An 18,581-nucleotide genomic window follows, 5' to 3' on the forward strand; every position below is an offset into this window, starting at 1 on the left:
CTTAACTGAACGGCATTAGCCCGCTAGGGGCGCCCTTCCGATGCAGCAAAAGGCGAGCCTCAGTGCATCATCATGTTGGCGTTCATGTTGTGCATGACCCACAGCGAACCGACGATCACGATCGCCAGGATCAGCAGCGTGAACAGGAAGGCCATCACGTTCCAGCGCTGAGCGGACGAGCCATCCAGGTGCAGGAAGTAGATCAGGTGCACGACGATCTGCACGACCGCCAGTGCCATCACCGTCACCAGCACGGTGCTGTGCGAGTAGCTGCCGTCCATCACCATGTGGAACGGGATGAGCGTGAGGATCACCGCCAGCACGAAGCCGATCAGATAGCCCTTGACGGTGGCGTGGGCCGCGCCGCCGGCAGCGTGACCGTGAGCCTCGCCGTGCGCGGCGGCAGCCGTTACGTTGGTCTGTTCCATTTACATCGCTCCCAGCAGATACACGACGGTGAACACGCCGATCCACACCACGTCCAAGAAGTGCCAGAACAGGCTCAGGCACGCCAGGCGGGTCGATTGGGTCGGGGTCAGGCCCTTGGCAGCGATCTGCCACATCAGGACGGCGATCCACAGCAGGCCGCTTGCCACGTGCAGGCCGTGGGTGCCCACCAGCGTGAAGAACGACGACAGGAACGCGCTGCGGTTCGGGCCCGCGCCTTCAGCGATCAGGTGGTGGAACTCGTTGAGTTCCATGCCGACGAACGCGGCGCCCAGCAGGAAGGTGATACCCAGCCACAGCATGACCTGATCCTTGCGGTTGGCCTGCAGGCCGACCATCACCATGCCGTACGTAATGGACGACACCAGCAGGATGCCGGTTTCGATCAGCACGTACTTCAGGTCGAACAGCTCCTTGCCGTTCGGGCCACCGGCTGTCGCGTCGCGCAGGACACAGAACGTGGCAAACAGCGACGCGAAGATGATCAAGTCGCTCATCAGGTACACCCAGAAGCCGAAGACCTTGGTGTCTGCGGCATCGTGGTGGTGCGCATGATCATGCGCGTGGTCGTGGCCGGACGTGTGACCGTGCGCGGCGTGACCGTCTAGAACATTGGAAGCCATGGTTTAAGCCTGCGAACCGATACGTTGGAAGTAGGCCGACTCGGTCTCGTGGACCTCTTGAGCGGGCACGTAGTAATCGATGTCGTCGTTGTTGCTGCGGAGGATGAAGCTGCCGATCATGCCGACCAGACCCAGCACGGCCATCCACCAGATGTGCCAGATCAGCGCAAAACCCATCACGATCGAGAACATGCCGATGAAGAAACCGGCGCCGGTGTTCTTCGGCATGTGGATCTTCTCGTAGCTGGCTGCAACTTGCGTCGGCACCTCGCCGCGCGCCTTCAGGTCGGCAAAGGCGTCGACGTCACGGATGACCGGCAGGGTCGGGAAGTTGTAGTGCGCCGGCGGCGACGACGTCGCCCACTCCAGCGTGCGGCCGCCCCACGGGTCGCCCGTCAGGTCAGCCAGCGCATGACGATTGCGGATGCTGACGAAGATCTGGATGAGCTGCGAAGCGATACCGCAGGCGATGATCGCGGCACCGATCACGGCGACGATCAGCCACGGCTGCCAGGCCGGGTTGTCGGTATGGTTCAGACGACGCGTCATGCCCATGAAGCCCAGCACGTACAGCGGCATGAAAGCCATGTAGAAGCCGACGAACCAGCACCAGAAAGCACGCTTGCCCCACTTCTCGTCCAGCTTGAAGCCGAAAGCCTTCGGGAACCAGTACGTGATACCAGCCAGGTAACCGAACACCACGCCACCGATGATGGTGTTGTGGAAGTGAGCGATCAGGAACAGGCTGTTGTGCAGCAGGAAGTCGGCGCCCGGCACGGCCAGCAGCACGCCGGTCATCCCGCCGATCACGAAGGTGATCATGAAGCCGATCGTCCACAGCATCATCGAGTTCAGTTCGACGCGGCCGCGGTACATCGTGAACAGCCAGTTGAAGATCTTCACCCCGGTCGGGATGGAGATGATCATCGTGGCGATGCCGAAGAACGCGTTGACGTTCGCGCCCGAGCCCATGGTGAAGAAGTGGTGCAGCCACACCAGGAACGACAGCACGGTGATGCCGGCGGTCGCCCACACCATCGACGTGTAGCCGAACAGCTTCTTGCGCGAGAACGTGGAGACGATTTCCGAGAACATGCCGAATGCCGGCAGGATCAGGATGTACACCTCGGGGTGACCCCAGATCCAGATCAGGTTCACGTACAGCATGGCGTTGCCGCCCAGCTCGTTCGTGAAGAAGTGCATGTCCAGATAGCGGTCAGCGCCCAGCAACGCCAGCGCCACGGTCAGCACCGGGAAGGCGGCGACGACCAGAATCATGGAGCACAGGGAAGTCCAGGTGAAGATCGGCATGCGCATCAGCGTCATGCCCGGCGCGCGCATCTTGAAGATGGTCGCGACGAAGTTCACCCCGGTCAGCAAGGTCCCCAACCCGGATATCTGTAGCGCCCAGAGGTAGTAGTCGACCCCCACGCCCGGGCTGTAGGCCAGTTCCGACAGCGGCGGATACGCCAGCCAGCCGGTGCGCGCGAACTCACCGACACCCAGCGACACGTTGATCAGCACCACGCCTGCCGCGGCCAGCCAGAACGACAGCGTGTTCAAGAACGGGAACGCCACGTCGCGCGCGCCAATCTGCAGCGGCACGATCAGGTTGATCAGGCCCGTCATCAGCGGCATGGCCATGAAGAAAATCATGATCACGCCGTGCGCGGTGAAGATCTGGTCGTAGTGCTCAGGCGGCAGATAGCCGGCACCGCCGCCCGAGGCGACCGCCAGTTGCGAGCGCATCATGATGGCGTCGGCAAAGCCGCGCAGCAGCATCACGATGGCCAGAATGCAGTACATCACGCCGATTTTTTTGTGATCGACCGAGGTGATCCACTCATTCCAGAGGTACGTCCACTTCTTGAGGTAGGTGATCAGGCCGAACACGCCCGCGCCACCCAGCAGAATGGCCGACACCGTCACGACCACGATGGGCTCGTGCAGCGGAATGGCCTCCAGACTCAACTTGCCAAACATCGTCAACCCCTAGGAATTCTTGCGCGCGGCGGCGGACGCCGGCAGGGCGGACTGCACCGGCAGCGGACGCGTTGCCGCTTCAGCCGTGGCCGTGGTGCAGTTGGCGCCTTCGAGCGCCTCGTCGAGCGTCAGGACCTTGTCCGAGTCGCTCATGTATTTGTGCAGGATGCTGTGATAGAGCGTCGGGTCCACCGAGGCGTACATCGCCGGCGGCACCTTCTCGCTCGGCTTGGCCAGCTCGGCGTAGCCTTCCTTGGTCAGGTTTTGCGACGACTCACGAACTTGCTTGACCCAGGCGTCGAACTCTTCGTTCGTCATGGCCGTGGCCTTGAACTTCATGCCCGTGAAGCCCGAGCCGCTGTAGTTCGACGACATGCCGTCAAACACGCCCGTCTCGTTTGCGATCAGGTGCAGCTTGGTCTGCATGCCAGCCATGGCATACACCTGGCTGCCGAGCTGCGGGATGAAGAACGCATTCATCACCGTGTCGGACGTGATCTTGAAGTTAACCGGGGTGTTGGCCGGGAACGCGAGCTGGTTGACCGTCGCGATCTTCAGTTCCGGATAGATGAACAGCCACTTCCAGTCGAGCGAGACGGCTTCGACGGTGATCGGCTTCACATCCGACTCGATCGGCTTGTACGGATCAAGCGCGTGCGTCGAACGGTAGGTGATGACGCCCAGCACGATGATGATCAGGCACGGGATCAGCCACACCACGGCCTCGATGGCGTTGGAATGCGACCAGTCCGGCTCGTAGCGGGCCTTGGTGTTGGTGGAGCGGTACTTCCACGCAAACACCAGCGTCAGCACGATCACAGGAATGACCACCAGCAACATCAGGCCGGTCGCCACCAGGATCAGCGTCTTCTCCTCCGCCGCGATCATCCCCTTCGGGTCCATGACCGTCAGGTTGCAGCCCGCCAGCAGGAGCGGGAGGCTTGCGGCCAAGAGCCGCTTCATATGTGGAACGAGTGTGTTCTTCATGTCTTGCACAGTTGCGCCGGCGACGCTTACCAACATCACGGAAGCCGAACAGCCCAAACAACGGGCCATAGGCGGAAAACGCGGGAAATGAGAAAAGACCGTACTGGAGGGACCCCGGGATCACCCGGGTGCCACAGCGGATCTTCGATCACATCTGGCGCCGGTCAGGGAGAAGCTGAACCCAGCGCACCCCTCTGGCGAGGCGGACTTCGGCCATGGCTGGCATGGACGAGGATGAACACCGCCGCATCGCACAAGGCGACGGATGACAGTCGGGGCGCGGATGGAGTCGGAGCAGGCACTACGTCATGCGCTTGTTGGGGCAAGCGCGGTTGGAAGTGGAATGCGGGCGCGATCTTACCGCCAGACAGCGCTTCGGATTGCTCAATTTGCCCAGGCAAATAGAAATCCAGACCGATTGACAAGCGCAGCCCGCCAAGCACGGCTAGGGTTTACGCGGCTTTGCGGGTAAGCAAATCGAAAGTGGATGTTGTTGCACTGCGACAATCAGCCACAGTGGTGCGCACCCCACGGCGCCCCCAGATGTGCGCCCCAGCACGTAATTGCAAATAAGAATCCATCTCATTTACAATCAAGCGCTTTCCTGCCTCGCATCGCCGACCGGTGTCCTGCGATTCCTCCGTCCCGCCCTTGCTCACTGCACTCGTCCGTCATTACGACGAACTGGTCGAGCTGCTGCGCCGGCGTTTCGGGGCTGACCGCAGCCTTGCACGCGATGTCGTGCACGACGTGTGCGTGAGCCTGCTCGCCGAACCGCCCTGCCAGCCGGTCACCACGCCGGTGGCCTACCTGCGGCGCGCAACCGTCAACCTCGCCATCGACCGGCATCGTGTTGAAACAGCCCGCCGCGCCTGGGTCGACAGCGCCGACGAACTGCCCGAATCCGCAGACGAGGCTCCCGGCCATGACCGCCACATCGACGCCGGCCGCGAACTGGATCGCCTGTCGGCAGCCATTGCTCAATTGCCGCCGCGCTGCCGGCAGGTTTTTGTGCTGCATAAGATCCACGAGATACCTCAGGCCGAAGTGGCGATACGATTGGGGATTTCGCGCAAGGCGGTGGAGAAGCACATCCGGCTGGGCATGACGGCCTGCCGCGCCGCGCTTGACCGCCCCACTCCGCGCTGAACATCCACCCCGCATGCCCCACACTCCCGACGACTTCTCTCGCGAGGAAGCCAGTCTGGCGCGCCACCGCAGCGCGTTGCGAGAGCGCTTTGCCTTGCTGGAATTGCCGGCGCGCGCACCGCACCGGCGGGTGCCGATGGTGGTTGCCTGTGTCGCCACGCTGCTCGGTGCGCTGCTGTGGGCCGACCCGGCCTTTCACACGCAGCGCTACGCCACCGCGGCCGGCGAGCGCCAGCACCTGACGCTTGCCGACGGCACCGAACTCACGCTCAACACGCGCACCGTCGCCGAGGTCGAATGGCACCTGCGCACGCGCCAAGTCCGCCTGGTCGACGGGGAAGCGTTCTTCGACGTCGCACACGCGGCGTGGCGACCTTTCCTGGTACGCGCGGGCGACACGACCGTGCGCGTGGTCGGCACCATATTGAACGTGCGACGTGCCGATCCGCGCGTAATGGTCACGGTGTTGCGCGGCCGCGTGCACGTGGAAGATGCCTCGGGCGATGCCATGCTGCTCAGCGCGCGGCAGGCGGTGGAATCCGTGGGCGGCATGCTCACAGCCCGCGCCGCACCCGACCCCGCCGCCGCCGTTGCTTGGAAGGACGGCAAGCTGATGTTTGAGCGCACACCGCTCGTCCAGGTGCTGGCGGACATCAACCGCTATCGCGCCGCGCCTGCCACGCTGGCCGACCCCGCACTCGAGCGCCTGCAGATTTCCGGCGTATTCGACAGCGCCCGCACCGACGCGCTGCTCGATCTGCTGCCCTCGATCCTGCCGGTCACCATCCGCCGCGAAACGGACGACACGGTGCGCATATTCGCCCGCAGCGTCGCCCGCTAAAAATCTGCGTGCCGAGGTAGGGATGCCCGGCGCGCGGTTCGTCTACTCCCCTGTGACCGAAGACCAACCAACACACGGGGAGCTTTTACAGTGATTCGCCTTCAACGACGCATGCCGCGTCTGATTACCGTGGCCGCAGCCGCACTGCTGGCCGGTGCCGCCTTTGCGCAGACCCGCATAACCATCGACATCCCCGCCGAGCCGCTCGATGCCGCGCTCAATGCATTGGCGCGACAGGCCGGCGCACAGCTTGTCTTTGCGAGTTCGCTCACAGCGGGCAAGACCGCGCCACACGTGCAAGGCCAGTTGAGCGTGGAAGAGGCGCTCGACCGGTTGCTCGCGCAGTCGGGCCTGATGGCGCGCCGCCAAGGCACCAATACCTTCACCATCGAAGCGGCGAGCGCCAGCGCGCAGGTCACGCTGCCGGCCACCGTGGCGACCGCGCGTGCGCAACCGGAATCCGCCACCGGCCCGGTACGCGGCTACATTGCACAGCGCAGCGCCACCGGCACCAAGACCGACGTACCCCTCGCGGAGATTCCGCAATCGATCAGCGTGGTGCCGCGCGACCGCTTCGAGGCGCAGGGCGCACAAAGCGTGAACGAGGTGCTGCGCTATTCGGCCTCGGTGTCGTCTTATGGCGCGGGCACGCGCTCGGATTGGTACACCGCCGTGCGCGGCTTCGTGCCGGCGACCTATCTGGATGGCCTGCAACTGCCCAACACCATCAACTTGGCAAGCTGGCGTGTCGACCCGTGGCTGATCGAGCGCGTGGAACTGCTGCGCGGGCCGGCGTCCATTCTGTACGGCCAGGGCGACCCTGGCGGCACCGTCAACATCGTCACCAAGCAGCCAACCACCGAGCCGATCCGCGAGATCGAGGTGCAATATGGCAGCCACGCGCGCAAGCAGGTGGCCGGCGATTTTGGCGGCGCGCTCGATGCGGACGGCAAGTTGTCGTACCGCCTCACGGCCGTAGCGCGCGACGGCAACCTGCCCTTCGGCCCATTCAAGGATCAGCGGCTGATGGTTGCGCCCTCGCTCACCTGGAAGCCATCGGCCGACACCACGCTCACGCTGCTGGCGAGCTATCTGCGCGACAAGACCAACGCTTCCGACAGCTTCCTGCCCGCGAGCGGCACCATCCTGCCGAACCCCAACGGCAAGATTCCGGCCACGCTATTTACCGGTTCGCCGGATTTCGATGCGTACGAGAAAACGCAGTATTCGCTCGGCTACCAGTTCGAGCACATGCTCGACGACACCTGGACGGTGCGCCAGAACACGCGCTACATGCACCTGAAACTGGACGACCGCATGACGTACGGCGTGGGCCTCGACCCGAGCGACCGGACTCAGCGCACGATGTGGCGCTACGCCGGTATTGCCCAGCCAAGCTATGGGCGGCTCGACGTCGATACGCAGGTACAGGCCAAGTTCACCACCGGCATCGCGCGGCACACTTTCCTGACCGGCGTCGACTACCAGCGCCAGACCACCAAGGACCCGCAGACCTACGCCCTCACCTCATCGCTGGACTTGTACAACCCCGTGTATGCGCCGTTCGACTGGTCGATCTTCAACGGCTCGGGCGCGTCGCCGCAGAACATCCAGCAGAAGCAGACGCAACTGGGCGTGTACCTGCAGGATCAGATCAAACTGGGTGAACGCTGGGTCTTCACGCTGGGCGGCCGCCACGACTGGAGCGACATGCGCACCGACGACCTGCTCGCCGGAACGAACACCAGCCAGCGCGATTCGGCCTTCACGGGCCGCGTGGGCGTGGTGTACCTCGGGCCGTATGGGCTGTCGCCGTACGTGAGCTATTCAACGTCGTTCAATCCCACGATCGGCACGGACCGCAACAACCAGCCATTCAAGCCCTCCAAGGGCAAGCAGATCGAGGCCGGCATCAAGTTCGCACCGAGCAGCAAGACGTCGATCACGGCGGCGGTATTCCAGATCCACCAGACCACCGTGCTCACGCCCGACCTGAACGACCCGACCGGCATACACAACGCACAATCCGGCGAAGTGCGCTCGCAGGGCATCGAGCTCGAAGGCACGACGCAACTGCTGCCGGGCTGGAACGTGATCGCCAGCTATACATACCAGGACGTGCGCAACACCAAGGCCAACGACGCGACGCTCAACAAATGGCCGATCGCCATCCCGATTCCACGCCAGATGGCCGCGCTGTGGACGGACTACCGCATCCGCACAGGTGTGCTGCAAGGCGTGGGGATCGGCGCCGGCATGCGCTACATCAGCCCGACGGCCGGTGCGCCCGACAACTCGCTCAAGGTGCCGGGCTACGCGCTGTTCGACGCAGCCATCTTCTATCAGGTCGGCCACTGGCGCCTCGCCCTCAACGGCACGAACCTGGGCAACCGCGAGGTCATCTCCGGCTGCTACGACGCCACGCGCTGCATCTACGCCAACGGGCGCACAGTGCTGGCGACAGCGAAGTACGCCTGGTAACGCCGATCGGCATCACCCAAAGGAAACGGGCCACACATGGGCCCGTTGTCCTGATTGCCTCATTGAGTGACCAGCCCTGCGATGCGCACCAGCACCAACCCCGCCGCCACCACGAGGTAGCCGCGCAGCACGAACATCCACGTGCGTTTGAGCGGCGTCCAGCGTGCCGGCGTGAGCTGCTCCAGCGGCGGCATGGTCCAGTGATTGCGGTCCAGCACGCTCACACGTTGCGGATGATGCGGCCGATGGTTGCGCCGCTCGATGCGCCACAGCACCAGCGACATCACCACGGCGATGATCGATCCTCCGATCAGGATCGCGCCGATCTCGAACTCGCCGATGCACGGAAACAGCACGGCCGCCGTCAGGATGACGGAGAGCATCACCAGCACGGCGACCACACCGCCGGTGAAGATGTTCATGGCACGGCCGTTCGTCCACGGGCCCAGCACGGCCTTGTCGTTGCACAGCAGCAGCAGGAACACCGTGGCGCTCGGCAACAGCACGCCCGCCAGCGATTGCACCGCGTTGGTCAGCAAGCCCAGCGGCACGCCCGGCGTCAGTACCAGGCCGGCTGCCAGCAGCGTCAGGCCGAAGTACACAGCGTAGAAGCCCTTGGCCTCGGTCGGCTTGCGATGCAGCGAATGCCGCACGGCAAACACGTCGCCAATCGCATAGGCCGTCGACAGCGACACCGCGCACGCGCCGATGATGCTGGCATCCAGCAACGCAATCGCAAACAGCACGCCGGCCCAGCGGCCCGAATGGCGCTCCAGACCTTGCGCCGTGCCCAGCGCATCGGTGTAGTTTCCGAACTCCGGCGTGTCGTCGAAGGCCTGCGCGCTGAACGCGATCATCGCCACCGCCCCGGCAATCACGAGCACGATGCCCAGCCACAGGTCAGCGCGCTCGTAACGGATGAAGCGTGCAGTGATGCGCTTGTCGATCACGTAGCTCTGCTGGAAGAACAACTGCCACGGCGCCACGGTCGTCCCAACGATGGCAATGATCAGCAGCATCACCTCGGCCAGCGGTGCACCGGCCGGTAGAGCAGGCACGAAGAAATCGCGAGCCACCTGCCCCATCGGCGGATGCACCATCAGGAAGACGGGAATCAGCGTCAGGCTGCCCGCCACGAGCGCGAGCGCGAAACGCTCGAAGCGGCGGAAGTCGCCGGTGGACGCCGCGAGCATCACCAGCGCGGCCGCCGCGCACACGCCCCAATGGCGAGGGATGCCAAGATATTCCAGTGCCAGGCTGATGCCGATGAACTCCGTCACCAGCGTCAGCGCGTTGACGAGGAACAGGTCGATGACAGAGAAGCTGCCCCAGAACTTGCCGAAGCGCGCGAAGATCAGCCGCGCATGGCCGACGCGCGTGACGGCGCCCAGGCGCAGCACCATCTCCTGATTTACGTACAGCACGGGAATCAGCAGCAGCAGCGTCCACAGCAGCGTGGTGCCGTAGTTCTGCCCGGCCTGCGTATAGGTGCCGAAGGCGCCAGCGTCGTTATCGCCAACCATCACGATCAGGCCAGGCCCGAGGACGGCCAACAGCGTGCGCAGGCGTGCGCGCCAACTGTCGCGCGCGCCGGTATCGTGATGCGCGATGGTGCCGAGTGCACCACGAATGTCGCCCACGTGCGCGTCGTCGAGTGCGGCATGATGTGGTGGTGCGTCGATGCCCGAAGTCATTTGGGTCATATCGACCTCCGATTGAGTTGGTTTGCGTTGTTGGATTACCAGTACGTGCGCGACAGCCGGATGGCGGCGGCAGCGTAGCCTTGGTTGGAAAGGGGTTGGCCGTCGTCGCCGGCGCGCCGGTTGGACTTGACCAAGGTGGCCGATGAAGCGTCGGCACGCTCGGGCGCACCGGCCCGGGCTTGCACGAACGGCGAGCTGAACGGCAGAGCGATCGCCGAGAAACGACGGGCGGGGATGTTGAATTTGCGCATGACGCACTCCTGGCCGCACGCGCACGGCATGCGGCAATCGCCACGCACGGGGCGTCGTACCCCCGCGGCGAATTCGAACAATTCAAGGAGCGATGCGGACACCGCTGCCTTGCCTGGGTGGCAAGTCAGCAGCAGGGAACAACCGTGCGGCGGACTCGCCTAGTGGAAAAAAGATGTCGGGTAAGGTCGACTCGGACTGTCCATATGGGTCCTCCTGGGTTTAGATGCCGTTGCAAAATGAAGTGAAGCGGTTCTGACGGTTCAACGCCGACGCAGACAGTACAAGGCGTACGGCAAGGAGGGGTTGGGCCGTCAGAATCATTTTGCAGCGGGCTCTTAGAATTCGGCGTGGGCGCGGATGCCAATGAACTTGGCGGGGCCGCGATCCCGGTTGTAGCCAGGGTTCTGAATGAGCTGGAAATCTGGGCTGATCGCCAGGCCCTTCGCCAGTTGCACGCTGTAAAACACCTCGAGCACGCGCTCCGGGCCGTAGTTCAACGTGCCGTCGCCCAGAAACGCACCGTTGCCGCCAGCTGCCAGGTACGCGCGATGATCGGGCCCCAGCATGTTCTGCGCATATGCCACGCCCAGTACATCGTTCGGCCGGCCCCATGCGGCACCCCTGAGCAACCCGCCGAATGACACGCTGCGGCCGGCCTCGGTAAAGGCATAGGTTTCGGTCTTGTCATCCGACCAGCTCAGGCGGGTGAACAGGCCCAGGTTTTCGCCCACCTTCTGCTCGAACGAAAGCCCCACGCCCACCTTGGCGCGCTCCTTGCGCACCAGCCCGACGTCGGGTGCGCTGTCCGTGGCGGCGCCAAGCGAGATGGCATCGTCAAAGCGGCCCATGCGCGCCTGATTGCGCCAACCGAGCAAGCGCACCTTGCCGTCCTGACCAAACAGCGTGTAGCTCTTTTCGAGCTCCACCATGTCGCCGTAATGCTTGAGGAAGCGCGTGTCGAGCGGCAGGCCATTGGATTCGACAGGTTGCAGAAAGCGCCCCGCGCGCACAGTCCAGCCGTTCTCGCTATCGATGTACTCAAGCGCCACGCCCCAGTTGTAGCCGCGCGCATCAGCCGGATAGTCGAACGATGGATGCGTCATGAATGACCAGTTCAGGAACTGGGTGCGCGGGTCGTGCGCATATTCCACCGCATCGAACACATCGAGGACGGGAAAGTTACCAGCCGTCAGCACGACGCGGCGCTTGTCGACGATGTCGGCAAACTGGTTGAAATCGGCGTCGATCTTTTCGGTGTCGCCACCCAGGCCCCAGGTCTGGCGCAGGAAGGCGCGGGCGCGGTACAGCATCGGATTGGCACCCGAAGTCTTGGCGAGTTCGCCGTTGGGCAGACCGGCCATGCCATGCAGTTCTGAAAACGCCACGCCCTGCGAAACTTCGGGGTTGAAGTGGAACTCGGCCCCCTTCCACAGGCGCATCCCCAGGTCGAGCGTGGCCGTAAACGAGTAGCTCTTGGCACGGCCGGCAGCGAGGCTGTTATCGCCGCTATAAGCGGCATCAAAAGCGGGCTTGCGCTGCCAGACATAGGTGGTCTGGCCATGAAAGCCGAAACGATCGTCCAGCTCGCCACCGGCGATCAGCGGGGCTTCGTCAGCCGCAGGCACCGAGGCCGGTGCGCCTGCAGCATGGGCCACCGACACGGCTGACACCATGGCCGCGACCACCATCAGCACGCGAACCCAAACCAGCGGGCGAATTGCCACCCAAACGTATTGCAGCATCGAGAGAAACAACATCAGACCTCCCTCGTCCGTTTCTATGACGGACGTAGGCGTACGCCGACCGCCATCCTCGTGTGAGCGGCGCGCAAACGCACGCGCAACCACGTGGCCGTGTCGGTACAACAATCGAATGAAGGAGAGAGGCTTGTACGGAGAACCCGCACAAGATCCACTACCTGCCGTGCAATGCGGCTAGGCAGTGGTGAGGCACGATTGGGCGCCCGAAACTGTCTAGCCGTTCAACGTGCGACCCAAGGTCGACTAGAACAACTGTCCATGGAGATCACTCCGTAGCTTTGACGGGGCGCAGAGTAACAAAGTGTGGATCGGGTCGGCAAGCGTTTTTTGGAGGGATGCGAAGTGCATTGCGCGACGGCGACAACGGTGCGATTGGATCACCAAAGAATGACCTCACGCGCACTGGGGACAGGTCCGTAACTGGCGTATCGGCGCCGTTTGCGGGCACTACGATCGACGTAGACCTCCTGCCGGAGACATCCTCGCAATAATCACGCGAACCAGCAAGGAAATCATCATCGATGCATGGCGCGCATTCGCTTCGCGCGAGCCTGCCAGCATTGCCGATTGCTTCACTGCGGACGCGCAATGGCTCGCGCCCGAGGGCAACGCCACCGCGGTCGCACTCGCGTGCACGCATCACATGATCGGCCGCGAGGCGATCGTGCACTTCCTCACCGTGATTTTTCGAGGCTGTTCGTGGCAAACGTCTCTGTGCAGTTCAGCGGCATCCATGCGGACGGGGACACGGTGATCGTGGAAGAGCGCATGCGCGCGACGCTCGCGAATGGGCGGCAGTATGACAACACGTACTGCTTTGTCTTTACGCTGGCGCAGGGCCGTATTGCCTTTGTGCGGGAGTACATGGATACGCGGCGAGGGGGCGGCGTGCATTTTTGGGCCGGCCGCGCACGCATAGCCTCAGCCGGGACGGACACAAAAGAAAACGGCCTCCACATGGGAGACCGTTTCGCAAAGCTGGTGCGGCTGCAGGAATGGAATTCATCTAGCATATCCATGCTAAACAAGGATTTTCTAAATTCGCCGATTCTTCCATGCCCCCAAATATGCCCCCAATTCTCGGGAACACTTTGGTTCGATTGTGAATCTGCGTACGGCGCACTCAATGGGCAAGCTCGACACTCACGGCGACAACTGACAGTTGGACAAGATTTTAGCCCACCGTACTGCACTGGACGAACCCTCGGCTCCGCCCACGGCAAACCCGCCGCTGGATCAGCAGCTCACCCTAAACGATGGGTGTCGCTTGCAGGCTAGCCACGTCCGACGAAAGGCTATCTGTCGGCTATGCCTGATCGTCATCCGCCCTGGCCGTGGCTTTCCCTTCCCAAGTTCTCAATGATCCGCTTGCGGTGGTACTGCCGCTGGAATGACCAGCAAAAGCTCAGACTCATCCTCCGCGATTAGCAATGGGAAGACAGCGGTTAATACAAATCCGAACCGCAGGCCCAAACGGGTGCGCCTTTACTGAAAGAACCAGACTGGCGCCTATGTGCCGAAAACCAGGTGATGCGTTTAGCCCGAAAATCGATCGGCGCCGTCCGGATAAATGCTCGTAAAGCCCGTTCACATCACCCAAGATACGGCCGCTCCGCAGCAAAGAGCGCGCGCTGTGCGAAGGTGCGCCATTGCGCTGGAGCGCGATCTCCCATCACGGTGATTCCCGCCACCAAGGCCTGGGCGTGCAATACCACGGGCAGGCCGTCCAGCGCACGCTCTGCCGCAGCGGCATTGCCCTGACGCGCCAGGGTGAGGAAGCGATCCAGCCGGGCTGACAGATCCGGAATCTCGTACCGGGTGGCTTGCGCAGCCAAGAGCGCCTGGATGGCTGGCGTTGCAGTCGACGGCCCTGCGGCGAGCGCCAGAATGGCCGTGTACTCGTCAATGCCCTGGTCGACGGGCAGGGCACGAGCGCGTTCGCACAGCGCGGCCACAGCGCCAACCGAAGCGGCCGCCATCCGAAGCACATGGGCGTGGGCTGGTGTGCCTGCGGAAGCCGATACCGCCTCTTCCAACTTGCCTCTGGCGATCAACGCAATCGGTTGATACGCGCCAGGCGGCAACGCTGCACCCGGCTCGTACATCAGCACGTCCCGCACGGCGGGGGACTGCCCCGCCAGCTCTGCCTGTCGGGATTTGGCTGCTTCCGGGTCCACTAGGCGTGCCATCCGCAGCAATTCGATGCTGGCCGATTCACGCAGCGCCGGGCTCTTGGATTGGGCCACCTCGTAATCGACCAGCGCATCACGGTAGCGTCCCTGCGTGGCGGCGTGCCAGCCGGCGGCGTTCGCGTACCACGCAGCTTGCGGCCACCGCCGATGACCGGCCTCAAACGCCGCATCCTGCTCGGGGCCGGCCGGCAAGCAACGCGTGGCGAGGTAGGCCAGGTCCGGCTGATCTGGCGCTTTGTCGGCCAGAGCCCGTTGCCGCGCGCACACGGCGTCGCGGGCGGCCGTGCCTTTCGCGGCATCCTGTTCAAACCGCAGCGCCACCACGTCGATCGGAAAACGCGCACGACGGGCCGCAAAGGCTTCTTCGAAGCCCGGCACTTCGCTAGCCAGGCTCAGCCAATCAACCAAATAAGTAGTGTCGGGCGCATCAAAGCGGACATGCGACAAGAGCATCGGCGCGGCGGCAGACTTGTCCTTCAGCGCCCCGACCAGCGTGCTGGGGGTAATGTCGCTGGAGCCCTCTAGCACCGTACGGATGCCGCCGGCACTGTTCGATTCGATGCTGGTGGGCGGAGCTGCAAACACCACGTCGGTGGTGGCGGACTGCCAGCGCTGCGGCGACAGCAGGCGCGGCGGTACGGCAGTGGCCGGGCCATAGGTGGCTGTCCACTGGCGCAACGGTGCGGCACTCGCCACGGTGTAGACCAGATTCTTGTCCGCGCGATTAATCGACACATGAAAGGCTTCGATCGGATCGCCGTCTTGCGTTTGCGCGGCCACCGCCAAGTCACGACCCACATGCACATTCACACTGGCGTGCGCATTGGGTGCAAGCGCGACCCGCTGGCCGTCAATGGTGGCCATGACCGGTCGGGCCAAGGGGTTGTAGACAAACACCGTCGCCTCGTCCATCGACCAGCCAAACAGCAACACAGCCCCCACGATGCCGATGGCCACCACAGCCCGCGCCAACCCGGGGAAGAACCCACTGGCGGAACGAAAACGCTCCCACAAGTTCGGCTTTTCGACCCGCTGGATACGTTCGGCGTCGATGACCAAGGTGTCGTAACCGGGCGGAGCCAAGGGTGTCTCAGCAGGTGCATCGGCAAGCGGCTCGCCACGGGTAGCCGCCGCAATGGTGACCTCAGCCCGCAACAACTCGCCCAATGTGACGCGACCAAGTCTCGACAGGCAGCCTACCGCATGGTTCACCCAGCTATCCGCGTAGCGCAGCCAATCGTTGATGTTGTCACGCACGGGGCTACCCAGGCCGAGTTCGCCCAGCATGGCAGACCAGCTTTCTACCCCAAGCTCGGCCAGCACCCGCTCGCCTGGCTTAACATAGGCTGTCATGCGAAACACCTCATAGAGCGCCCGTTGTACGGCTTCCGCGCTGGCCAGCACATCCTTGACACCGCGTTCGTTGACGGAGCCGGTTGTGGTCACACGTTGCCAGCAACGTGCCAAGGCGGCTTGCGTGTCGCGTAGCTCGGCCTCGGTGTGGTGAGCGTAGTGCAACACGTGCAGCAGCCCTTTCAGGTAGGGGGGCCACTGCGGCGACAGTTGCTCGGCATGGGCCTGATGCAGGCTGCGTACCCGTTTGAGCACGGCGGCCAGACGCGCTCGCACCTCGGCACGCTCGGCACCCACCGCATCGATGGTCGGTTGCAGCTCGCTCGGCTTGAGAATGCGGCCGCGATGGCGGATCACACCATCAGCGGCGGTATACACACCATCACGCAACGAGCGCAGCAGCGCATGCTCTTGATCCAGCGCTCGCAGAGCTTCCAGATCCTCGCTGATAGACGGCGGATACAGGGCATCCAGGTCAAGAGTGCCATCTGCGGGCACTTGCGCGTACAACTCATGCGCGCGTGCGGCATGGCGCGTAACAGGGAAGCCGAGATAGATGCCGCGATAGTGCGGCTTGAGCTGCTCAATGGCGAATTGATCGTCGAGCTTCTGCAGCGTGATATCCGGCTCGACCACAGAATGCGCGGTCTCGCCGATCAGCTCTTGCGTCATTCGCTCCCGCAATGCTTGCGCATTGTCGAAGATGGCCCAAGCGCTGCGGGTGTCCTCCGGCGCCGCCAGATAGACGCGCTTGGCGTTCTCCTCACGCTCATGGTTGAGCGGGTGGGTCGCCCACATGCGCGGCGGCTGTGCCAACTCCGCCTTGAAGACGCGAAATGCAGCTGCGTCACCAACAGACACCTGCGGCCGCTGGCCGTACGCAGGGTCGTTGTAGATCAGCCCCAGCCGGGCCGCGATGGCCTCCTGTACAACAAACACGTCGCGCGGTGGACGCTCGGCACCGGCTTCCCCACGCACGAAACCCACGGCGCGCTCCCACGCGTCGTCGGCGACTTGCAACCGGTGCAGCGCGTGGATGAGCGCATCGCTACCGGTGAGCGAAACCGCCACCAGATCGGCCTGCATCTCCATCTCGCGCGACAGCGCCCGCTGCACGATCATCACGAGGCGGAAGCCCGTATCCACGATCGAGCGCAGCGACCAGACGATGAGGCTTAGAATCCAACCGACCCAAGCCACCCTATAGTCAACGCGCGACAGGCCGCGCAGAAAGCCATCCAGCGCGTCACGCTTACCGACGATATGCGCCGCAATCTGCTGGGTGGTGTAGACCCACCGTCCCAACGCCATGGAACGCTGCGCGAAATGCCCGAATTCATGTGCGCAGACCGCTTTGAACTCGCTCAGGTTGAGCATGTTGACCAGCCCAAGGCCGATCTCCAGGTTCTTGCGCGACGGAAACACCAAGTTCATCAAGGACAGGTCGTAGAACACCGCTGCATTGACCCGCCCACTCACGAACACCTTGTGCGGTCGCGGTGCACCGGCATCGTCTGCCACCTGATCGAGAAAGCTGAACAGCCCCGGCTGCTCGGTGCGCTTAAGCTCAATGACGCCCCGGTACTCGCCCTTCTTGATGAAGAACAGCGCCTTCACCAAAAACACAGCCAGGAACAGGCTGGACGCACAAATGAGCATATCGACGGGGCTCGAATGCACATTGAGCGCCAGCAACCGGTTGATACCGATCGTGACAAACCAGACAGTCAACGCGAGGTACAGCACGATAAACGTCAGCAACCCGGCCACAGCTAGCCAAGCTTTGCGTTTGTAGGACACGCTGGGCCGCGTGAAACCGGCCGGCACTTCGGAAGGACCTGTAGGGTAGACGGGGTTCATGGTGACCGGACAGACTGACAATGATGTGGATGAAATCACTGCACTAGCGTTGCCGCCGACAACCCTCGGGCAACCGCGTCACTGTGTAAGTCACTGTGTAACCTTGGCCTGTTTAAGGAGTGCGCCGACGATCTGCACGGTGGCGCGCTCCAGTTCCGCTGCTTCCAGCGCCTGCTTAATTGCCGGCTTGGCTGTCTCGAACGCCGGCACTTGCGTCGGCCGCACCGCGTCCACCTTGACGATGTAGCGCTGATTGCCCGCCTCCACGGCTGCCGCACTGGCGGCACCGACCGATAGCGTCGAGATCTCGCGCGCCACTGGTAGCGGCAGGTTCTGCACCTTGCCTTCTTCCACCGGCACCTTGAAGCTCACCCAGTCCAATTCGCCGCCACGTGCCTTGTTCGGTGCGGTGCTGTACTGCTGAGCAAGCTTGGCGAAGTCGGTGCCCTGCTTCAGTAGCGTCATCACTTGCGTGGCCGTCACGTCGTCGCCGACCTGAATCACACGGGCCTTGTATTCCTTGTCACCCAAGCTGGAGACGATGGCGTCATAGCGGGCCTTCACCTGTTCGTCGGTCACAGGTGCCGGCTTGATGTTGTCCTTCAACCAAGCCTGAGTGATAGCGGCATCGTGGGCTTCCTGCACGGCCTGCTTGACCGCTGGCGATTTCTCATAGGCAGGGTTCTTCGCTGCTTGTTGGCGGAACAGTTCACGCGCGACCAGTTGCTGCTTCAGCGCCAGGACCACATTCGGGTTAGCTGGCACACCAGCTTGCGCCACGGCACGGTCGAGTTGGGCCTGCGTAATCTGCGTGCCGTTGACGATGGCCACAACGCCCGCCGGAACCCCATCAGCCCACGCTGGCGCTACCGTCACGGCAGCAAGTACCAACAAGATCGCGCTTGCACATTTCACAGATTGAATCGAACCATGCATGTTGTTTGTCCTTT

13 protein-coding genes are annotated in these 18,581 nt (G+C 63.3%); 4 read left to right on the forward strand and 9 right to left on the reverse strand.

The genetic code is table 11. The annotated features are described in order from the left end of the window. Nucleotides 1-59: 59 nt before the first annotated feature. Genes B4F51_RS21530 through cyoA form a run of 4 tightly spaced genes read right to left on the reverse strand, consistent with a single transcriptional unit; the run spans nucleotide 60 to nucleotide 4,040 of the window. The gene (locus B4F51_RS21530) at nucleotides 60-428 is read right to left on the reverse strand and encodes a cytochrome o ubiquinol oxidase subunit IV (RefSeq protein WP_296228741.1); all 369 of its coding nucleotides are present in this window, start codon (nucleotides 426-428) and stop codon (nucleotides 60-62) included. Further along, nucleotides 429-1,070 carry a cytochrome o ubiquinol oxidase subunit III gene (cyoC, locus tag B4F51_RS21535; protein WP_296228742.1) on the reverse strand — a complete coding sequence of 214 codons (642 nt, stop codon included), beginning with the start codon at nucleotides 1,068-1,070 and terminating at the stop codon, nucleotides 429-431. Nucleotides 1,071-1,073: 3 nt separating this feature from the next. Continuing rightward, entirely contained in the window at nucleotides 1,074-3,053 is a 1,980-nt protein-coding gene (gene cyoB, locus B4F51_RS21540) for a cytochrome o ubiquinol oxidase subunit I (RefSeq protein ID WP_296228743.1), read from the reverse strand. Between the two features lie 9 nt (nucleotides 3,054-3,062). After that, nucleotides 3,063-4,040: a ubiquinol oxidase subunit II gene (gene cyoA / locus B4F51_RS21545; RefSeq protein ID WP_414706806.1), complete on the reverse strand. Its 978-nt coding sequence runs from the start codon at nucleotides 4,038-4,040 to the stop codon at nucleotides 3,063-3,065. 651 nt (nucleotides 4,041-4,691) lie between these two features. Here cyoA and B4F51_RS21550 point away from each other — a divergent pair. From B4F51_RS21550 to B4F51_RS21560, 3 genes are all read left to right on the forward strand, one after another. Beyond that, the gene (locus tag B4F51_RS21550; RefSeq protein WP_296228744.1) at nucleotides 4,692-5,189 is read left to right on the forward strand and encodes an RNA polymerase sigma factor; all 498 of its coding nucleotides are present in this window, start codon (nucleotides 4,692-4,694) and stop codon (nucleotides 5,187-5,189) included. A 13-nt stretch (nucleotides 5,190-5,202) separates the two neighbouring features. Further along, nucleotides 5,203-6,030 carry a FecR family protein gene (locus B4F51_RS21555; protein ID WP_296228745.1) on the forward strand — a complete coding sequence of 276 codons (828 nt, stop codon included), beginning with the start codon at nucleotides 5,203-5,205 and terminating at the stop codon, nucleotides 6,028-6,030. Nucleotides 6,031-6,141: 111 nt separating this feature from the next. Then, nucleotides 6,142-8,511, forward strand: coding sequence for a TonB-dependent siderophore receptor (locus B4F51_RS21560; protein WP_296228746.1), 2,370 nt, complete (start codon nucleotides 6,142-6,144; stop codon nucleotides 8,509-8,511). Nucleotides 8,512-8,570: 59 nt separating this feature from the next. Here the strand turns inward: B4F51_RS21560 and B4F51_RS21565 are convergent, their stop codons facing one another. The 3 genes from B4F51_RS21565 to B4F51_RS21575 all read right to left on the reverse strand — a co-directional run bounded on the left by B4F51_RS21565 (nucleotide 8,571) and on the right by B4F51_RS21575 (nucleotide 12,139). Then, nucleotides 8,571-10,214 (reverse strand): Nramp family divalent metal transporter, encoded by a 1,644-nt coding sequence (locus B4F51_RS21565; protein WP_296228747.1) that lies wholly within the window; start codon nucleotides 10,212-10,214, stop codon nucleotides 8,571-8,573. 35 nt (nucleotides 10,215-10,249) lie between these two features. Further along, nucleotides 10,250-10,465 carry a hypothetical protein gene (locus B4F51_RS21570; protein ID WP_296228748.1) on the reverse strand — a complete coding sequence of 72 codons (216 nt, stop codon included), beginning with the start codon at nucleotides 10,463-10,465 and terminating at the stop codon, nucleotides 10,250-10,252. 336 nt (nucleotides 10,466-10,801) lie between these two features. Continuing rightward, nucleotides 10,802-12,139 carry a carbohydrate porin gene (locus B4F51_RS21575; RefSeq protein ID WP_414706807.1) on the reverse strand — a complete coding sequence of 446 codons (1,338 nt, stop codon included), beginning with the start codon at nucleotides 12,137-12,139 and terminating at the stop codon, nucleotides 10,802-10,804. Between the two features lie 675 nt (nucleotides 12,140-12,814). Between B4F51_RS21575 and B4F51_RS21580 the strand changes: the two genes are divergently transcribed. After that, nucleotides 12,815-13,504: a nuclear transport factor 2 family protein gene (locus B4F51_RS21580; RefSeq protein WP_296228836.1), complete on the forward strand. Its 690-nt coding sequence runs from the start codon at nucleotides 12,815-12,817 to the stop codon at nucleotides 13,502-13,504. Between the two features lie 314 nt (nucleotides 13,505-13,818). Here the strand turns inward: B4F51_RS21580 and B4F51_RS21585 are convergent, their stop codons facing one another. Beyond that, nucleotides 13,819-17,571, reverse strand: a complete 3,753-nt coding sequence (locus B4F51_RS21585; RefSeq protein ID WP_296228751.1) for a M48 family metallopeptidase — start codon at nucleotides 17,569-17,571, stop codon at nucleotides 13,819-13,821. A gap of 150 nt (nucleotides 17,572-17,721) precedes the next feature. Further along, nucleotides 17,722-18,567: a peptidyl-prolyl cis-trans isomerase gene (locus B4F51_RS21590; RefSeq protein ID WP_296228752.1), complete on the reverse strand. Its 846-nt coding sequence runs from the start codon at nucleotides 18,565-18,567 to the stop codon at nucleotides 17,722-17,724. Nucleotides 18,568-18,581 lie beyond the last annotated feature (14 nt).

Source organism: Ralstonia sp. UBA689, from assembly GCF_002298975.1.
Classification (GTDB): domain Bacteria; phylum Pseudomonadota; class Gammaproteobacteria; order Burkholderiales; family Burkholderiaceae; genus Ralstonia.